Genomic DNA, 18,828 nt, shown 5'->3' with positions numbered 1-18,828 from the left:
AGGTTTGTGCAATGGGTAAGTGGGTAAAATCAGGCTCGCCATGGATTTGGATGACAGGTGGCGCGGTGAGCATCAGTTTGATTGCAGTATTAGGCCTGTTACTGCTCATTGCATGGCGCGGATTAAGTTACTTTTGGCCTGCAACGATTTATCAATGGGAACTCGAAGATAACACTGGTGCGCGTTCAACCTTAATCGGTGAGATTTACGATAGGGAAGAAGTGCCAACCGAACGCTTAACCGCCGCGGGCCACGTGTTTAAACAGCCACCCGGTGAGTTTGTGACGCGTTACTTAGTGAAAACCGGTAACCGTGAGTTTGTGGGCTTAGATTTCCGTTGGATTTTAGCAACAGACATTATCAGCCGTAGCGAGCCTGCCGATGTGGCCATGCTCGAGCGTGCTAAAAACGGTAACTTTTATGGCTACCCAGTGGCCGTGATTGAAAACGGTAAACGCTTAGAGCTGAAAAACGATGCGCTTGAGTCCTCCTTAATGGAGCATATCGACCGTGCCGTAGCCCTGTCTGACAAAGCGTTATCACTGCAAAAACAAGATATTGGTGCGATTAACTACAACATCGAGAAACTGCGTTTAAAAGAGCGTCGTTACGAGTTAGATGGTGAGCTGACCGACAGCCGTAAGCTGGAGTTAGCGGCCGCGAAGGAAGCGCTCCAAAAAGAATACCATGTGCTTGAAAAAGAGCTGTTTGCCCTGCGTGATGAAGCGGCTCGTGACTCTGTTATCGTGCGCGATATGCGTGGTGTTGAGGTTGAACTTAAGCTGGATTCGGTTCTCGATGTCACCTACGTCAACCACTTAGGCTTGATGGGTAAAATCGGCCATTGGTTTGTCGGGCTTGGCCGCTTTGTCAGCGATGACCCACGCGAAGCCAACACCGAAGGCGGCGTGTTCCCAGCAATTTTCGGTACCGTGTTTATGGTGCTGTTGATGGCGATTATCGTGACGCCATTTGGGGTGATTGCTGCGATTTACCTGCACGAATATGCCAAAAAAGGTCCTATCACTAAGATGATCCGCATTGCGGTAATCAACTTAGCGGGTGTGCCATCGATTGTGTACGGGGTATTTGGTTTAGGGTTCTTCGTATACATGATGGGTGGCTCGATTGACCAACTGTTTTACGCCGAAGCCTTACCGTCACCGACCTTTGGTTCACCAGGGGTGATTTGGTCGGCGTTAACCTTAGCGATCCTGACCCTGCCAGTGGTGATTGTATCGACCGAAGAAGGCTTAAGCCGTATTCCGAGTGCGGTGCGTCAAGGTAGCTTGGCTCTGGGCGCGACCAAGGCCGAAACCCTGTGGCGGATTGTGATCCCGATGGCAAGCCCTGCGATCATGACGGGGCTGATTTTAGCCGTGGCCCGCGCTGCGGGTGAGGTAGCACCGTTAATGCTGGTGGGTGTAGTGAAATTAGCACCGACATTGCCACTGGACTTAAACTTCCCGTTTGTGCATTTAGAACGTAAATTCATGCACTTAGGGTTCCATATTTATGATGTGGGCTTCCAGAGTCCTAACGTTGAAGCGGCACGTCCTCTGGTATACGCCACCTCCTTCTTGCTGGTAACAGTGATTGTGGCACTGAACTTAACCGCGATTAGTGTGCGTAACCACTTACGTGAAAAATATCGTTCGCTTGAGCATTAATCAGCGATTATCCTGAAAGTATTAGGACTGAATATGATTTCTATAGATTCGACAGCCATGAAAACCAACAACTTTGACTTAGCAAACTTGAGCCAGAACGATACCGCACTGGAGATCCGCAACTTAGACCTGCGCTATGGCGACAAGCAAGCGCTGTTTAATGTGTCGATGAAGATCCCGAAGAAGCAAGTTACGGCGTTTATCGGCCCCAGCGGTTGTGGTAAATCCACCTTATTGCGCTGCATTAACCGCATGAACGATCTGGTCGACAACTGCCATATCGACGGCGAGATTTTACTGCACGGTCAAAATATTTATGACAAAAAAATCGACGTTGCCGCCCTGCGCCGCAACGTAGGTATGGTGTTCCAGCGTCCTAACCCATTCCCTAAGTCGATTTACGAAAACGTGGTTTATGGTCTGCGTCTGCAGGGCATTAACAACCGCCGTGAACTCGACGAGGCGGCCGAGCGTTCGCTACGCGGCGCGGCGATTTGGGATGAAGTGAAAGACCGTCTGCACGATAACGCCTTTGGCTTATCCGGTGGTCAGCAGCAACGTCTGGTGATTGCCCGTGCGATTGCCATCGAGCCAGAAGTATTACTGCTCGACGAACCCACTTCGGCCCTCGACCCGATTTCAACCTTAACCATCGAAGAGCTGATCACTGAGCTTAAGACTAAGTACACAGTGGTTATCGTTACCCATAACATGCAACAGGCGGCGCGGGTGTCGGATCAAACGGCCTTTATGTATATGGGCGAATTGGTGGAATACGCCGATACCAACACCATTTTCACCACACCGAAAAAACGTAAGACCGAAGATTACATTACCGGCCGTTATGGTTAATCACCTTGCCTTTGGCAGTGGTGATGTGAGTGATAAGTGATAAACGAAATAAGCCACCGCCTAGAACAGAGTTAAACATTGCAAACTCCATCTAGGCGTTGATACAGTTGAGTAAAAGGTTGGCCAAATGGAAAATATGAATTTAAACAAACATATCTCTGGGCAATTTAACGCCGAGTTAGATGATATCCGTAACCGTGTACTCGCCATGGGTGGCTTGGTTGAGCGTCAGTTAGAGCAAGCCATCGACGCCTTAAGCACCTTAGATGCCGAATTAGCGCAAAAGGTGATCACCGGCGATCACAAAGTGAATGGCATGGAAGTCTCTATTGACGAAGAATGCACCCGCATTATCGCTAAACGCCAACCGGCGGCGAGCGACTTACGTCTGATCATCGCGATTTCAAAATCGATTGCCGATCTTGAGCGTATCGGTGATGCCTGCGTGCGTATTGCCAAGGCCGCATTAGATAAGCGTTTGAATAATCAGCAACCGCTATTAGTCAGCATTGAAAATATGGGCCGCCATGCGATTCGCATGCTGCACGCGACGCTCGATGCCTTAGCCCGTATGGATGCCGATTCGGCGCTGGAACTTCACAAAGAAGATGCCAAGCTCGACCGTGAATACGAAGGCATTATCCGTCAATTAATGACCTACATGATGGAAGACCCACGTTCAATCCCCGATGTATTAGACGTACTCTGGGCCGCTCGTGCGGTTGAGCGTGTGGGCGATCGTTGTAAAAATATCTGCGAATACATTATTTACTACGTGAAGGGTAAAGACGTTCGCCATACTTCCTACGAAGATATGGAAAAGGATTTAAAGGACTAAACGCCTTTTATCACACGGCTTTATCCACAAACGCTCTGCCTAACCGCAGAGCGTTTTTGTTTTGTGTTTCTTTAGGGGATAAAGTGAACTGTAAGTCAGTCAATAAGTTTGGTTTACGCCTCTGAGGTATAAGAGGTGGTATCAAAAACACGCCAATGTTTTTGATATAAATCGTTGTTTGAAATTTGTTATTTACAATAAATAACCCTTTGTTTAATCTGACACTCGCTATAGGTTAATCTCGGCGTTAACCGACACTCGAGAGTAGAAACAGCACAATGGAATGGGCGCTGTATCGGCGATTACAGGGATAAGTAGATGAGCCAATTGTTGTATTCTTTAAAGCAGGGGTTCGAAGCCCTGAAAAGTATTCGCAATCATATAGTGGAAGCGAATTTACCCGCAGATTTCCCTCGACCCGAATTACCGCCGATATCAGAAGAGGCGAAAGCGGCACTGTTGCAACTACTCGAGCCGCTAGAAGCTTATCGAATTGAAAAACTTGAAACGAAACTTTCTCGGAAGAAATGGGCCAAGCGGTTAGGCTGGCTCCTGTGCTTGCCTGCGCTGGTTGTTGATTTGATGTCGTTAGCCTCAAATAGTGACCCAAGCATTCTGAGCTTGATTGTTCTCGCAGGCATCTTGATGTGGGTTCAGTTGCCTGAAATACAATTTAAGCGCCATTATAAGAATAAAATTTTACCTGTTTTACTCGATAAATTAGGGGATTACCAATATAGCCCCGATTCCTGTGTCAATCTGGATGCCGTGGCTGATTTTGAACTCATGCCCAGTTTTAGCAAGAAAGAAGCTGAAGACCATATTCGCGGCAAGGTAGAAGATGTTAGCTTCGAGTTTTGCGAGTTAACCTTAAAATCCCGTGGAAGCAAGTCGGATAAAATTCAATTTAAGGGTGGGGTGGTGATTATCTCTATGCCCTTTCATTTTGAATCTCACACCATTGTTAGCCAAGACTATGGTTCCCTGGGGAATGCCATTTCAGGCATCAAGCAACCCAGAGTTAAACTTGAAAGTGTCACCTTTGAGGCCATGTTTGAAGTGTATTCACACGATCAACATTATGCGCGATATTTATTGTCACCCGCAGTGATGGAACGATTGGTTGAGTTGGAGCAATTATTCCGGAAAACTGCACGAGGTTCAGGGATAAGCATCGAGTTTAAAAACAATACAGTGCTTATTATGGCGAGCTATTTTGGTAATTTATTTGATAATGTGGACATCAACTTGCCCACACAGGATATGTCAAAGATCCCATTATTACAGCAGGAGCTGGTCCTCATCACTAGCATTATCAAGCAGCTAAAACTTGATTATCTCGCGGCACAAAATGTAGCAGCACAAAAAATGCATGCGAGGATGGAGACATTAGCGAGTTAACAATAATAGTGTGCTGAGCGGTTATCTATTCGCATAGTTTTATACAGAGGATGAAACAGCAAGCATTGTTTCTTTATCACGCCGATGATTATTTGAGTCATTGGACAGAAGATTCGCCAGCGCAATGCTAGTCATCACTTGAGCCTCATCGCTAGGTTAACCATCGGATATAACGTGAGCTGTTCAAAACTTATCAGAGGGCGATGAGCGCGCGGCATATAAACCTCCTTGTTATTAACGCTGGGTGTCCAGTTTTATAATTTAATCAAAAGTTTCTTTTATCAGGTATTCTGGTAACCACATCTGACCAATCCAAATTGGGATATTTTTTCATAAGCATAGGAATATCTCTATTTTTGTTTTCAAAAATTTTCCAGTCATAATTTTCTGTGGCAGCGAATTCACCTATATAGTTTATTGAGTTTTCTTTTACTGAAAAAGTAATCGACAAATTATCTTCTGGACTCCAATGTCGATAGAATTCGCCTCGCGTCTGAAATAGCGTGTAGTTGTAGATTTCATACGTCCCCGCAGGAACAAGATAGGCGAATATATTTCCAGAATATTTACTCTCTCGATAGTCGAAATCATACGCTATAAACGGTGCTGTAGTAGACGCTTTACCTTCAATATTAAATTCAAAAAAATTTTCAGAATCCACTTTTCTAATGTTTATTCCCCAACGATCATATATAGCCGCTGCATTACGCCTAGACAACGAACCCACAATCAGAGCATACCCATCTCTATTTAAATCATTTGAAGATATATCTACCGGAAGATTAGGTCTTCCGGTCATTGCGCAGCCGCAAATAAATAAAGAGATTAGAATTGAAAATATTATTCTTAAGTTCATAAGCACTCTTGAGGTGTAGTGTTAACATTTTACTAGTGTGTATGTGCGTTAATCACGTTAGAATTGTGAAAATATGCACAATTAACTATTTGTATGCAAAGAACTTATCAGCTTTTCATTAAATGTACCATATTGAAAAAAGAACATGTGTGTTTATCAGAACGATTAATATGCCATTTTTTGTGTAATTCATTGAATTTAATATACTTTGCTTTATTTGTGCGGAGTTAATGTGCATTGTTCAACCTTAAAATCACCTATAACAGTGAAAAACCATAGTCATACATGGTTAGCCGCATACAAGGTAAGATTAAAACAGGATTATCATTGAGAATTTCTAGGGTAATTTGAGTGGACTCATTTGAATAAAATCGCTAGTTGAAACTCTTTTTTTTGGGGAGCAAAACAGTCCCAATAACTGAAATGACTTATCCGAAGTGTTAATGCCAACAATAAAGGCGAGAACTTCCCGCCTTGATTATGTTATTTGAGGATTGGCTAGGATTCAGGGCACACTTTGGGCTCGCGCTTAAACCGTAAAATTCGTGGCAGTAGTAAACCTGCAATAACCACGATAATCCCTAACAGTTGAAACTCGGTCACGGCTTGGCCGAGCATAAACGAGGTTAATACGGAGAAGATGGGGACAAAGTTGAAAAACAGTGCTGCGTTGGCTGAGCCTAACTGGCGCACGCCGTTTAACCACAACAAATAGCCTGCAACCGTACCAAATACGCCGATATAGACCACTTCAGCCATGCCTAACGCCGAACTATTTACTAACTCTGCGATGGGATGCACCTCTGGCGATGCCAAACATAAAGCGCCAATCACGGCAGCGCCACTCAACATGCCGATAAAGGTATAGGGGATGACTGGCATCCAGCGGCTGATACCTTGACTGAAATAGGTGTAAAAACTCCAGGCTAGCATGCCGCCGAATATTAATTTATCTCCATGGTTTATCTGCATCGAGAAGAGGGTTTCAAGGTGCCCATTGGTGATCACCATCAGCACACCGGTGAGACTCACCAGCAGACTAAAACACTGGGCAAACGATGGCAGCGTTCGCAGGGCAACACAGGCAATTAGTGACGTGATGAGCGGGCTAAGAGCCATGATTAATGAGCCGTTCGTCGCATTAGTTGACGCCAATCCCGTAAACAGACCTAGGTTTAGCCCGCCTATACCTACCGCGCTGACCAGAATAATCCACAGCCATTGATTGATGCTTAAGTGCAATTTCGGCATGCGGACGAGCTTGAGGTAGATTGCGAGACAGGCCGCGGCAATCACAAAGCGCCAGAACACTAAGGTCAAGGCATGTACTTCGCTTAATACTTGTTTACCAATGGGAAAGCAACTCCCCCAAAAGAAGGTACAGATAATCAGCAGGATTACTGCTTTCATCGTTGGATCAGATTTCATTGCCACTCCGGATGACTTGTCAAATTCTGAGTCTTAGTGTATTGATTTCAATAATTGGATAAACAAGCAAAAGTAAGACGGTAAATGCCAATAATGAAACCTAATTATTCGTTGGACGATCTGCGCTGTTTTTGTGCTGTGGCACGCTCAGGGAGCTTTAAGGAGGCCGCCCAATCCTTAGGTATGCCGCTCTCCACCTTGAGTCGCCGTATCCGCCAGCTAGAGACAGATTTGCAACTGAGATTGCTTAATCGAGATGCTCACCGCGTTATCTTAACCAGCATCGGTGAGCAGTATTTTGAGCGCTCTGTAGCCCTGTTTGATGAACTCAATAATATTGACGAAGATTTGCATCGGGATAAGTACCAGCCACAGGGGAAAATCCGCATTTCCGCGCCCATCAACTCTGGCACTCATTTTCTGCGGTCGATTTTTTATGATTTTCTGTTGCAATATCCCGATATTCAGTTGGATTTGAGCTTTTCAAACTCGCTTATCGATATTGAAGCGGAAGGCATGGATGTGGCGTTTAGAGTGGGCAATCCAGTGGTTGAAAATTGGATTGCCAGACCGTTAAAGCATATTCACTTTATTTTGTGCTCTCACCCTGACTACGACATTTCGAGTATTACTACGCCAGACAAGTTATGCGGTCATCCAACCATTATTTGCCGCCCTATGATACCTTGGCAATTGGTGCATAAAACGACTGGCGAAGAGTTTGATTATCACCCGAATAAGGGCGTCAGGTTGGAGGTGGATGAACTGATGCTACTGACCCACGCCATCAAAACAGGGATAGGTATCGGATACGTGCCGGATTATTTTGCGCTACCTATGATAGCGCGGGGGGAGGTGAATCATGTTCTCCCTGACTGGAGTAGCAAAGCCCGCACCTTATCCATGTTATATCGGGACCGCGACCATCTCCCCATGCGGGTGCGGCTGTTTATCGAGTTTGTAAAATTGCACTTTAACTAGGGCTCGCGTTATCCCGCCTGCCAAGATACCGACATTTGAGCGCGTTGGGTTTATAGCGCGCAGGCGGGCAAATATTCGGATAATTCCAATAGATTCAAATCGGGATCGCGGATATAGACGGAGTTGATGCGGCCTGTGGCACCGGTGCGCAGTACTGGGCCTTCAATAATTGCAACTTCAAGGCTGTTTAAGTGGTTAATCACTTCTTCGATATTGTGGCTGACCACAAAGCAGAGATCGGCGCTGCCGGGCGTGGCAAGGTTTGCCTTCGGTTCAAATTCGGCGCCCGCTTGGTGGAGATTGATTTTTTGATCGCCAAAGCTTAAGGCGATACGGCCTTGACCAAAGATGGACTTTTTCATCCCTAACACGCGTTGATAAAAGTCGACGCTGGCCTCGATATCTTTCACGGTTAACACTAAATGGTCTAGGCGGGTCACGCGCATTTTCTTTCCCTCGATGCCGTAGCGGTTTGTTATTAGGGCGTGTTGACGTTTGATGGTTATTTTTGCAGTAATTTGGCTGGCTTTTATGCAAGGCAAAGTCCGTGCTGTGTAGTTATTCTACATAAACGGACGATAACGCAGCAGAAACGTCAGCCAAATGCTGCCCGAAGGGTTCGTCTGGCAAGCCCTTGCTCTTTGTCACTCGTCATTTGAGTAGAATAACTACACTTCATTCCTCGTTTCGCGAGCATGTGCTTGCCAGAACGAACAAAATCTAATCTCGAAACGTCAACACGCCCTAATGTTCTGCGCCATACCTTACATCAAGTGCTGGTGCAAAAGTGACTCTGTGGTAGCATTTAACGCGCTTTTTAGCGTAAATAATTTATGCCTTTTTTTATCCCATTGGATTTGATGAGATTGTAATGAAGAAAACCTTAGCCCGTGGCTTGATGAACCTGCTGCCGATGGCTTTAAGCCTGTGGTTGTTTTGGTCATTGTTTGTATCGTTAGATGGTTTAGGGATTTTTATTTTAGAGTTGGTAGGGATTAACCAGCATTTTGTCGGCGCGGGCTTTATCTTAGTCGTGGCCATAGTGTTTGCGGTAGGCCTGTTGTTTTCGGTGAGTCCTATTGTGTGGCTCTATGGCTGGATTGAACGTCAGCTGATGCGTTTTCCGTTGTTTAAATCTGTCTATGGCAGTATTCGTGATATCGCTTCCTTAATGAACCGTGAGGGTAAACCCAATACACAGCAAACTGTGTTGGTTAAACAGGCTAATGGCGGGTTTGTGGTGGGCTTTATTATGACGGATACGCCGCCACAGCCATTGCTCGATGCCTTACCGGAAGGGGATTGGGTGCCTGTGTTATTCCAACTCAGTTATCAAATGGCGGGGGTGACGAGTCTCGTCAAACGTGAAGATTTGATTTTAGTGGATTGGTCTTTTGAAGAGGCGATGCGCTTCAATTTAACGGCGGGGATTTCGCAAACGCCGGGCGCGGCAACGGTAAAAACTAAAGCCGAATAAGTTCATTTTGGTTTTTTGCGTCAAATAGATACATTTTTGTGATATAATCCGGTGGCGACTTAATAGGTCGCCATTTTTTATGCTAATTCAGTGGATACTGTTTAGCATTATCTGTGTCTCTATTGAGTCAGTTCTCGACAGCATGTGGTTTCTGTTCGAAGGCGCCTCAGTAGGGCTTAAGCAAGGCCGAGTCGTTATTTATTACTGGTTATTTGCTACTGGTTAACCGTTAGTAGCTAATCGCGCTTTGCATTCCTCATCCTCGATATCACGGATATCGAACCGCTTACATGTATTATGTCGCTATAGAGATTGAACCCTGCGATTCGGTCGCATGGTGTCTATGCTCGCTGTCTTTGAGAGGACGGTAGGTTCTGAAAGCGCATTGTACAACAGAGGTTTAGCTGTTTATCTAGTCAATGGTTACTGACTTTGCTATTGCGTAAAAGCGCCGCGCAAACAGGTTAAGGTGAGGAAGCGTTTCAACATGAGTATGACATCACAAGGCATTGCCGACCGCGAGTCCTTGTCATGGATTATTTGTGCATATTTCATCCTGATCACATACTGCTGAGGCAAGAGTTATCTATTATTGTGCTATCTCTTCAAAATTGAAGGGATTTCAATAGGAATTGCCTGATACAAGGGAGTTTTATGTCTATTAAGTCGAGTATAAATCCACCGGTTTTTTATTCGTCGGTCTTTTTTATCACCTTCATGGTGATGATCTGCGCCATTTGGCCGACCGAGGCCAATCACTTTTTCAAATCCATGCAGTCGTGGCTAGAAGCCAAAGCTGGCTGGTTATATATCCTTGGTGTGGCGATTTTTCTGATTTTTATCATCTTTGTCATGGTCAGTCGCTTTGGTGACATTAAGCTCGGCCCCGACCATGCTGTGCCCGATTATAGCTATAAGAGCTGGATTGCTATGCTGTTTTCGGCGGGGATGGGGATTGGATTGATGTTCTTCGGCGTCGCGGAACCCGTGATGCATTACTTAGCGCCGCCCGATGCAAACCCTGAAACCTTGGCCGCCGCCAAAGAAGCCATGAAGATCACATTCTTCCATTGGGGCATACATGCGTGGGCGATTTACGGGGTGGTTGCCCTGAGTTTGGCCTATTTTGCCTATCGGCATAAGTTGCCCTTGTTACCCCGCAGCGCACTCTATCCCTTAATCGGTGAGCGTATCCACGGCCCGATTGGCCACTGCGTCGATACCTTTGCGGTATTGGGGACAATGTTTGGGGTAGCGACTTCCCTAGGCTTTGGGGTATTGCAGGTTAACTCGGGCCTAAGCTATTTATTCGAGCAATTGCCTAATAACACCACAGTGCAAGTGTCGCTGATTATTGGCATTACCTTACTCGCCACTCTGTCGGTATTTTCGGGGCTCGACAAAGGGGTGAAGCGCTTAAGTGAGCTTAACTTAGGCTTGGCCCTTATCCTGTTGCTGATTGTGTTAATTCTTGGCCCAACCGTGATGTTGCTGCAGGCCTTTGTGCAAAATACCGGTAGTTATCTCAGTGATATCGTTAATAAAACCTTTAATCTGTATGCCTATCAGCATAAGGAAGATTGGCTTGGCGGTTGGACGCTACTCTACTGGGGCTGGTGGATTTCGTGGTCACCTTTTGTCGGCACCTTTATTGCGCGGGTGAGTCGCGGCCGTACTATACGTGAGTTTTTAGTCGGCATTTTATTTGTGCCTTCGGCGCTGACCTTTTTGTGGATGACGGTATTTGGTAACTCGGCCATCGACGCGATTATGAATCAAGGCGCGACCTATCTAAGCGAAGCGGTGAATACCAATGTGCCCGTAGCTTTGTTTGTGTTTTTTGAACATATGCCTTTCCCGCATCTCCTGTCGGGCATAGGGATTTGTTTAGTGGTGACCTTTTTTGTGACCTCATCTGACTCGGGATCCTTAGTAATCGACAACCTGACCTCGGGAGGCGATAACAATGCGCCTGTCTGGCAACGGGTGTTTTGGGCATTGCTGCAGGGCGTGGTGGCCTCGGTTCTGCTCATCGCGGGCGGTTTACAGGCACTGCAAACCGCCGCTATTGCCAGTGCGATGCCATTTTTATGCGTGATGCTGCTGATGTGTTTGGGGCTGTATAAGGCGCTGAAAGACGATTGGCTTAAGATCAACAGCGTGCAGCTCCACACCACCAGTGTCCAATACGCTAAGACCAATATCAGCTGGGAGGATCGTATTGAAGTTTTAGTGTCGCATCCCACCGAAGATGAGGCGCGTATCTTCCTCAATAATGTGGCGACACCGGCGTTATCTAAGGTGTGTCAGCAATTTATGAGCAAGGGCCTGACGGCGGATCTTGAGTATCTCGACGGCAAAGTGCGATTGGTGATCAGCAATGAAGCCTATCAACCCTTCGTATATGGTGTGCGGATGCGCTGCTTTGAAATCGTCAATCCCGTCGGTGAAGAGTTAGAGCAGGGCAATAATTGGTATTATCGCGCCGAAGTGTACTTAGAGCAGGGCGGCCAACACTATGATGTGATGGGTTATACCGAAGAGCAGCTATTGGCGGATGTGGTCACCCAATACGAGAAATATCTGCATTATTTGCACTTGTCCAATGCCGACCAAGGACATGTCGCCTAAACGCTTTGCGTGTTAGAAATATTGCCCCAAGGAATAACTCGGATTATCCTTGGGGCACTTTTTTAGGGGTCATCAGTTAGGTGTGAGCATGTCTGCAAATCCAGGCCAGAGTAAGTTAGATCAAGTCTTAGCCCAAGAGCGGGAATACCGTGCGAAACGTGAGGGCGGTTACCGCGAGCAAGCGCTCAAATTGTATCCTTGGATCTGTGGCCGCTGTACCCGCGAATTTACCTCAAAAAACTTAAGCGAGTTGACGGTTCACCACAGAGATCACAACCACGATAACAACCCATCCGATGGTTCTAATTGGGAATTATTGTGCCTCTACTGCCACGATAATGAACATTCACGCTTCGAAGAACTGATCCGCTACGGTAGCACCACCGAAACCAAGCAAGCGGCGGCGACCTATAATCCCTTTGCCGATTTAAAGGCGATGATGAAAAAGTAGCGATAAAAGTAAAAAGCCTGAAATTTTCAGGCTTTTTTTGCAAGTCGTGCCTCGGCTTCCAGCCATTTAGCGCGGCTTAGCACCTGTTGATTTTCGTCGCCTTCGAAATGGGCTTTGCGGGCGGGAAGTTGCGCGATAATCGCGGCATGTTCTGCATCGCTGGCATCGCGCCAAGCGACAATCTCATCGATATGGCGAAAACAGCCCATGCAATAATCTTCATCATTTAAGCCGCAGCGGGCAACGCAGGGGGAGAGCATACTTTTCCTCTTAACAGGTTTTCGTCATCGGGTTCAATGGGTGAGGCCGCTGCGTTAACTGTTGCTGCGTGAAGGCGTATCTCCCATGCATGCCAGCGAGTAAAGCAGGCTGACAAAGATTGTGGCGATACTAGCAGTTTTAGCCGCCATTTGGGCAGCGATATTAAGTAAAATGCACCTTGATATTCGTAAAGGCTTAATGACGGCACTGTTTTAAAACTGACGGTAAAGCCGAATAAAATAGTCAAATGGAACACATCGGAGTAAAGCAAATTCAGCATGGCAATTAAGCTCGATAATCATAAGCAGGCAAGGGATATATCCGACAGTCAGGACAGGCTCAAGGCGCACTTTATCCAGTTGGATAAGCTACTTGAGCAGAGCCGCGCCCTGTGGCAAGTGCGCGCCTTTGAGGCAAAAGCACTGCCTTGGGCGGCGCAATTCTCAAGGCTTGCAACCACCCTTTGGGCGCTTGATGATGCCGTGCTCGATACTTTGGATGCCGAGCAATCGGCGTTAGTCGATGCCTTATCTCCTGCACTCAAGCAGGATCTTGCCGCGTTAGGCTTAGACTGGGATCTGTCTTTACTTCTATCCTCCTTTGCCGAACTTTCGCAGGGCTCAGATATTGATTCAGATATAGGCTTTGATATTAGCTCTGACGATATTGAAACAGCTACTTCACCTTGTATTGATCTTACCGAGATTGCTCACTTTAGCGCCCATATAAAAGGCCGTAAGTGGGAGCAGATCACTGCCTTTGTGCAGCATTTGCCCGATGCGGGATTACCCGTGCTCGAGTGGTGTGCGGGCAAAGGGCACTTGGGCCGTTTGATTGCCAAGGCTCGTGGTGTGGATGTGTTAAGCCTAGAGTGGCAGGCGATGCTCTGTGAAGAGGGCCAAGCCTTTGCCGATAAATGGCATTTATCACAGCGCTTTATTTGCGCCGATGCTTTCGCTATCAACGATAAAACGAGCGACAATTCCGCTCATCAAACCAATCCTTTTTGCGCTCAGCAACAGGCGGTGGCGCTGCATGCCTGTGGCGATTTGCATGTGCGTTTACTGCAATTGGCCGCAGCGGCGGGCACACAGGCACTGGCGATTTCACCTTGTTGCTACCATTTAATTCAAGCTAATCAATATCAAGGCTTATCGACACTCGCCAAAGACAGCGCGCTGCGTTTAAGTCGCCATGACTTGCAATTGCCTCTACAACAGAGCGTGATCGCAAATCCCAAGCAGCAGGCGTTGCGACATCAGGAAATTGCTTGGCGGCTGGGGTTTGATGCGCTGCAGCGAAGTTGCCGTGGCATAGATGCTTATTTACCTTTGCCCGCCATAAAGCAAAGCCAGCTGAGCGGCGAGTTTGCTGAATTTTGCCATTGGGCGGCGGCACAAAAGGCGGTTACCTTAGCCGCAGATTGTGATGTTGACGCTTGGCTTGAGATAGGCAAACAGCGACAAAGGTTAACCCGGCGCATCGATTTGGCCGCGCATTTATTCCGCCGTGCGCTGGAGCTGTGGTTAATTCTCGATCGTTGCTGTTTTTTGCAGGAAAGTGGCTATCGGGTAAGCCTGAGGGAATTTTGTGCAACTAGCGTGACGCCTCGAAATGCGCTGATTTTGGCGCAAAAATCGAGCGATTGAAAAATAATCTGAATAATGAGGCCATACTTGCCTGTTTTTTATGAAGTATTTCTTTATTAGTTCATTTTGAATTAACGGATAGGCGGCATGATCTGCACAAGGGCTGATAAGCTCTGTGAGACAAGTCTAAGACGAAAGATGGTTTTTTATTGAATCATCGGGCTTTTCTTGTTCAAATGTCGCCTTAATGACAAATAACAACTAAAAACTGACCTAAAAGATCAGTGATCTTAGTGAGCGAATAAAACAGTTTCATGAAATATTCCCGCGTATTTATTAATAGCCTTGCCTATGAACTGGCACCTGTGGTGGTTTCCAGTAGCGAGCTAGAATCTCGCCTCGCGCCTCTATATCAAAAATTTCGCATTCCTATGGGGCAACTTGCGGCGTTAACGGGCATTACCGAACGCCGTTGGTGGCCTAAAGGGCATCAATTATCCGATGGAGCGATTAAAGCGGCGCACAAGGCAATTGCAGAAACGGGAATAGAAGTCGCCGAACTGGGCGCTGTGGTGTATACCGGCGTTTGCCGTGACCAACACGAACCCGCCACTGCCTGCCGGATTGCTGCGGCATTAGGTGTGTCGAAGGACACGGCGATTTACGATATCAGCAATGCCTGTCTTGGGGTGTTATCGGGTATTTTAGACATTGCTAACCGTATCGAGCTTGGCCAAATTAAGGCGGGCATGGTGGTGTCCTGCGAGTCGGCGCGGGATATTGTCGATGTGACCATTGATAATATGCTGGCCGATCCGACCATGCAGAATTTTGCTCAGTCGCTGGCGACCTTAACCGGCGGCTCTGGCGCGGTGGCGGTGATCCTGACCGATGGCAGTTTGCCGCTGACGAATGTGCGTAAGCATCAGCTGCTTGGTGCCTCCCATTTATCTGCGCCGCAGCACCATCAACTGTGTCAGTGGGGCTTGCAGGAAGTGGGGCACAATATTTACCGTGAGTTTATGCGTACCGATGCGGTGACCTTGCTCAAAGAAGGGGTCGAGCTGGCAAAACACACGTGGGAGCATTTCCTCTCGCAGCGGAATTGGTTGGTTGAACAGGTCGATAAAGTGATCTGTCATCAGGTCGGCGCTTCAAACCGTAAACAGGTCTTGAGTGCGTTAAATATTCCGCCTGAAAAAGAATTCCCAACATATCAACTACTTGGCAATATGGGCACAGTTTCTTTACCCGTAACTGCGGCCATGGCACACGATCAAGGCTTTTTACGCCCAGGGGATCAGGTGAGCTTTTTAGGTATCGGCAGTGGTTTGAACTGCATGATGCTGGGCATTAAGTGGTAGTTTTCCAAGATTGTTATCTGCCTTAGCCGACGCTTGAGCGCAAGGTTTGCTAGGGCATTTTTATGCTTATTGGTTTAGCGATGGGCATTAGCAATGAGCAGAGGTAAAGGCGAATTTACCTGCACAGGCTACCAATACAAAAACAATTAGAACAAAAGATAGGAAGCGTCATGTTAGACACTCTGTTGCCGTTTAAACGTCATTTTCTTAGCCGTAATGGCAACAAGCTGCATTACATCAATGAAGGCCAAGGTGAACCTGTGGTCATGGTGCACGGTAATCCTAGTTGGAGTTTTTATTACCGTAATCTCGTGAGTGCCCTTAAGGATACTCACCAGTGTATCGTGCCCGACCATATTGGTTGTGGCCTGTCGGATAAGCCGGATGACAGCGGTTACAACTACACCCTTAAGAATCGCATTGATGATTTAGAGGCGCTGCTCGATAGCCTAAAGGTAAACGAAAACATTACCTTAGTCGTCCACGACTGGGGCGGCATGATTGGCATGGGCTACGCGGCGCGTTACCCTGAGCGAATTAAACGTCTGGTGATTTTAAATACTGGCGCCTTCCATTTACCCGAGACTAAGCCTTTACCGCTGGCGTTGTGGATCTGCCGTAATACGCTGCTCGGCACAGTGTTAGTGCGTGGTTTTAATGCCTTTTCATCTATTGCCTCCTATGTCGGGGTAAAGCGTCAGCCGATGTCCAAGTACATCCGCGAGGCCTATGTTGCGCCGTTTAACTCATGGGCAAATCGGATTTCTACCCTGCGCTTTGTGCAGGATATTCCGTTAAAACCGGGTGACAGAAACTATCAACTGGTGTCGGATATCGCCGCCAGTCTGCCAAAGTTTGCCAAGGTGCCGACACTGATTTGCTGGGGTTTACAGGACTTTGTGTTCGATAAGCACTTTTTAGCCAAATGGCGCGAACATATGCCCCATGCTAAGGTGCATGAATTTGCCGATTGTGGTCACTATATCCTCGAAGATGCGAGCGATGAAGTGATTACCCATATCAAACACTTTATGGCGGAGGCGCAAACGCAAGAGCCTGAAGTGCAGTCCGTTGAAATGGGACAGGTCACAGAGTCTGAGACTGAGACTCAAGCGCCACAGGCCGCACATTAATGGTTAGGGTGGAGGATGCGCAGCTCGGCCGTGGGACATCTAGCGTCGAGCAAGCAAGCGATGCCAATATCTGTCGGCATTTAAAGCAGGCCGCCCATCACATTCCCCATCATCTCGCGGTTGCGGTGCAACAGGGCAAGGGTAAATCCCTTGCCAATCTGACTTACCAAGAACTCGACTTTATTAGCCTCGATAAACAAAGCGATGCCATCGCCTTCGCGCTCAATGCCCATGGACTGACGCGGGGGATGAAGGCAGTGCTGATGGTCACCCCGAGTCTGGATTTTTTTGCGTTAACTTTCGCTTTGTTCAAGGCTGGGATTATTCCCGTGCTGGTTGACCCTGGCATGGGGATTAAAAACCTTAAGCAATGTTTTATTGAAGCTGCGCCCGATGCCTTTATCGGTATTCCTAAAGCCCATATCGCCAGACGCTTATTAGGCTGGGGTAAGGGCAGCGTGCAGCATCTTATCAATGTGGATGGCAATCCCAGCGGGCTTGCTGGCACGCTATCGCGCTTACTCACGGGCGCGCCAAGTTTAGCGTCGATACTCTTATCAACAGCTAAGCCGTCTACAGCTAAGTCATCTGTGGCTAAATTGCCGGAACAGGCTGAGTATCCGATGGCGCTGTTAGAGCATGATGAGATGGCGGCGATTCTGTTTACCAGTGGCAGCACGGGGACGCCAAAAGGCGTTGTCTATAGTCACGGCATGTTTGAGGCGCAAATTCAGGCGCTAAAGCAGGATTATGGCATTGCACACGGCGAGCGTGATTTGGCGACATTCCCGCTATTTTCCCTCTTTGGTCCAGCGCTCGGTATGGCATCGATTGTACCTGAGATGGATGCCAGCAAACCAATTACGGCCAATCCTGAATTTTTATTTGCCGCTATTGAGAAATATCAATGCAGCAATATCTTTGTTAATCCGGCCTTGCTTGAGCGTTTAGGCCGCGCTGGTGAGCAAACCGAATCGAAAAAGCAGCACAAACTCAGCAGTGTGAAACGCGTGATTTCCGCTGGCGCGCCCGCGACCATTGCCTCGATTGCCCGTTTTAGCAAAATGCTCTGTGACGGCGTGCCCGTACTCAATTCCTACGGCGCCACCGAATCCTTACCCATCAGCATGATCGCCAGCGATGAGCTATTTACCACGACTCAAACCACGGACAATGGCGGTGGGATTTGTGTCGGCCGCGCCATCGATGGCGTGAGTATCGAGATTATCGCCATCACTGAAGCTGATATTCCTGAGTGGGATAATGGCCTGCGTCTTAACCCGGGGGAAATTGGCGAAATAGTGGTAACAGGCCCTATGGTGAGCCAGTCCTATTATCGCCGCGAAACGGCAACGACGGCGGCCAAAATCTGGGACCGCGAGCTGCAAACCTTCAGGCATCGCATGGGCGACCTTGGCTATCTGGACGACAGTGGCCGGTTGTGGATGTGTGGCCGCAAAGCCCATAGAGTGGATGCCACCCAAGGCGGGCGGTGTATTAAACGTTACTATTCCATTCCGAGTGAGCGTATTTTTAATACCCATCCGAATGTGAAACGTTCGGCATTAGTGGGGATCAAAGTGAAGGGGCAAGGTGGCGTGAGTGAGATTGAACCACTCATCTGCATCGAGCTTGACCAATCCTTGGTGTGCAATAAGAGCGCGCAGCTGTATCAAGAGTTGATGGCGATTGCCGAGCAGTATAGCCAAACTCAGGGGATTAGACGTTTTCTCATTCATCCCGATTTCCCCGTGGATGTGCGCCACAATGCCAAAATATTTAGAGAAAAATTAGCCGTTTGGGCGCAATCGCAAACCAAAGGCTGATTTCAATTTAGCTCATTTTTAACTTAAATAGGGTCGAACTTTCGACCGTTTGTTCGTGGTACGTTTTGCC

16 protein-coding genes are annotated in these 18,828 nt (G+C 47.5%); 12 read left to right on the top strand and 4 right to left on the bottom strand.

Annotated elements, in window-relative coordinates:
* Nucleotides 1-11 precede the first annotated feature (11 nt).
* From pstA to N5E87_RS13920, 4 genes are all read left to right on the top strand, one after another.
* The gene (gene pstA, locus N5E87_RS13935) at nt 12-1,670 is read left to right on the top strand and encodes a phosphate ABC transporter permease PstA (protein WP_086904544.1); all 1,659 of its coding nucleotides are present in this window, start codon (nt 12-14) and stop codon (nt 1,668-1,670) included.
* A gap of 33 nt (nt 1,671-1,703) precedes the next feature.
* Entirely contained in the window at nt 1,704-2,522 is an 819-nt protein-coding gene (pstB, locus tag N5E87_RS13930; RefSeq protein WP_011623310.1) for a phosphate ABC transporter ATP-binding protein PstB, read from the top strand.
* Between the two features lie 127 nt (nt 2,523-2,649).
* Nucleotides 2,650-3,360, top strand: a complete 711-nt coding sequence (phoU, locus tag N5E87_RS13925) for a phosphate signaling complex protein PhoU (RefSeq protein ID WP_011623309.1) — start codon at nt 2,650-2,652, stop codon at nt 3,358-3,360.
* A gap of 318 nt (nt 3,361-3,678) precedes the next feature.
* Nucleotides 3,679-4,761, top strand: a complete 1,083-nt coding sequence (locus tag N5E87_RS13920; RefSeq protein ID WP_086904543.1) for a DUF3137 domain-containing protein — start codon at nt 3,679-3,681, stop codon at nt 4,759-4,761.
* Nucleotides 4,762-5,026: 265 nt separating this feature from the next.
* On the opposite strand, the gene N5E87_RS13915 is transcribed toward N5E87_RS13920, so the two are convergent.
* Nucleotides 5,027-5,617 carry a hypothetical protein gene (locus N5E87_RS13915; protein ID WP_086904542.1) on the bottom strand — a complete coding sequence of 197 codons (591 nt, stop codon included), beginning with the start codon at nt 5,615-5,617 and terminating at the stop codon, nt 5,027-5,029.
* Between the two features lie 498 nt (nt 5,618-6,115).
* A complete protein-coding gene (locus tag N5E87_RS13910; protein WP_086904541.1) occupies nt 6,116-7,045 on the bottom strand; it encodes a DMT family transporter in 930 nt (309 codons plus the stop codon).
* Nucleotides 7,046-7,138: 93 nt separating this feature from the next.
* Between N5E87_RS13910 and N5E87_RS13905 the strand changes: the two genes are divergently transcribed.
* The gene (locus tag N5E87_RS13905; RefSeq protein WP_086904540.1) at nt 7,139-8,026 is read left to right on the top strand and encodes a LysR family transcriptional regulator; all 888 of its coding nucleotides are present in this window, start codon (nt 7,139-7,141) and stop codon (nt 8,024-8,026) included.
* Between the two features lie 50 nt (nt 8,027-8,076).
* Here N5E87_RS13905 and N5E87_RS13900 read toward each other — a convergent pair whose 3' ends face one another.
* Nucleotides 8,077-8,472: a VOC family protein gene (locus tag N5E87_RS13900; RefSeq protein ID WP_086904539.1), complete on the bottom strand. Its 396-nt coding sequence runs from the start codon at nt 8,470-8,472 to the stop codon at nt 8,077-8,079.
* 425 nt (nt 8,473-8,897) lie between these two features.
* On the opposite strand from N5E87_RS13900, the gene N5E87_RS13895 reads away from it, so the two are divergent.
* From N5E87_RS13895 to N5E87_RS13885, 3 genes are all read left to right on the top strand, one after another.
* Nucleotides 8,898-9,503 carry a DUF502 domain-containing protein gene (locus N5E87_RS13895; RefSeq protein ID WP_011717603.1) on the top strand — a complete coding sequence of 202 codons (606 nt, stop codon included), beginning with the start codon at nt 8,898-8,900 and terminating at the stop codon, nt 9,501-9,503.
* 654 nt (nt 9,504-10,157) lie between these two features.
* Complete coding sequence (locus N5E87_RS13890; RefSeq protein ID WP_086904747.1) at nt 10,158-12,134, top strand: BCCT family transporter; 1,977 nt, start codon at nt 10,158-10,160, stop codon at nt 12,132-12,134.
* Nucleotides 12,135-12,222: 88 nt separating this feature from the next.
* Entirely contained in the window at nt 12,223-12,585 is a 363-nt protein-coding gene (locus tag N5E87_RS13885) for a YajD family HNH nuclease (protein ID WP_011717601.1), read from the top strand.
* 26 nt (nt 12,586-12,611) lie between these two features.
* Here N5E87_RS13885 and N5E87_RS13880 read toward each other — a convergent pair whose 3' ends face one another.
* Entirely contained in the window at nt 12,612-12,845 is a 234-nt protein-coding gene (locus tag N5E87_RS13880; protein WP_011717600.1) for a DUF1289 domain-containing protein, read from the bottom strand.
* Nucleotides 12,846-13,124: 279 nt separating this feature from the next.
* Between N5E87_RS13880 and N5E87_RS13875 the strand changes: the two genes are divergently transcribed.
* The 4 genes from N5E87_RS13875 to oleC all read left to right on the top strand — a co-directional run bounded on the left by N5E87_RS13875 (nt 13,125) and on the right by oleC (nt 18,758).
* On the top strand, nt 13,125-14,495 hold the full coding sequence (locus N5E87_RS13875) for a methyltransferase (RefSeq protein WP_086904746.1): 1,371 nt from the start codon (nt 13,125-13,127) through the stop codon (nt 14,493-14,495).
* A gap of 254 nt (nt 14,496-14,749) precedes the next feature.
* A complete protein-coding gene (locus N5E87_RS13870) occupies nt 14,750-15,799 on the top strand; it encodes a 3-oxoacyl-ACP synthase III (RefSeq protein WP_086904745.1) in 1,050 nt (349 codons plus the stop codon).
* Nucleotides 15,800-15,969: 170 nt separating this feature from the next.
* Nucleotides 15,970-16,932: an alpha/beta fold hydrolase gene (locus N5E87_RS13865; protein ID WP_069454653.1), complete on the top strand. Its 963-nt coding sequence runs from the start codon at nt 15,970-15,972 to the stop codon at nt 16,930-16,932.
* Nucleotides 16,932-18,758 carry an olefin beta-lactone synthetase gene (oleC, locus tag N5E87_RS13860; protein WP_086904744.1) on the top strand — a complete coding sequence of 609 codons (1,827 nt, stop codon included), beginning with the start codon at nt 16,932-16,934 and terminating at the stop codon, nt 18,756-18,758. Before N5E87_RS13865 ends, oleC begins: the two co-directional genes overlap by 1 nt.
* Nucleotides 18,759-18,828: the final 70 nt, after the last annotated feature.

It is taken from the genome of Shewanella sp. GD03713 (genome assembly GCF_029843705.1).
In the GTDB taxonomy this organism is placed as follows: domain Bacteria; phylum Pseudomonadota; class Gammaproteobacteria; order Enterobacterales; family Shewanellaceae; genus Shewanella.
Note: the sequence above shows the minus strand (reverse complement) of the source record. Positions and strands in the feature narration are given on the sequence as shown.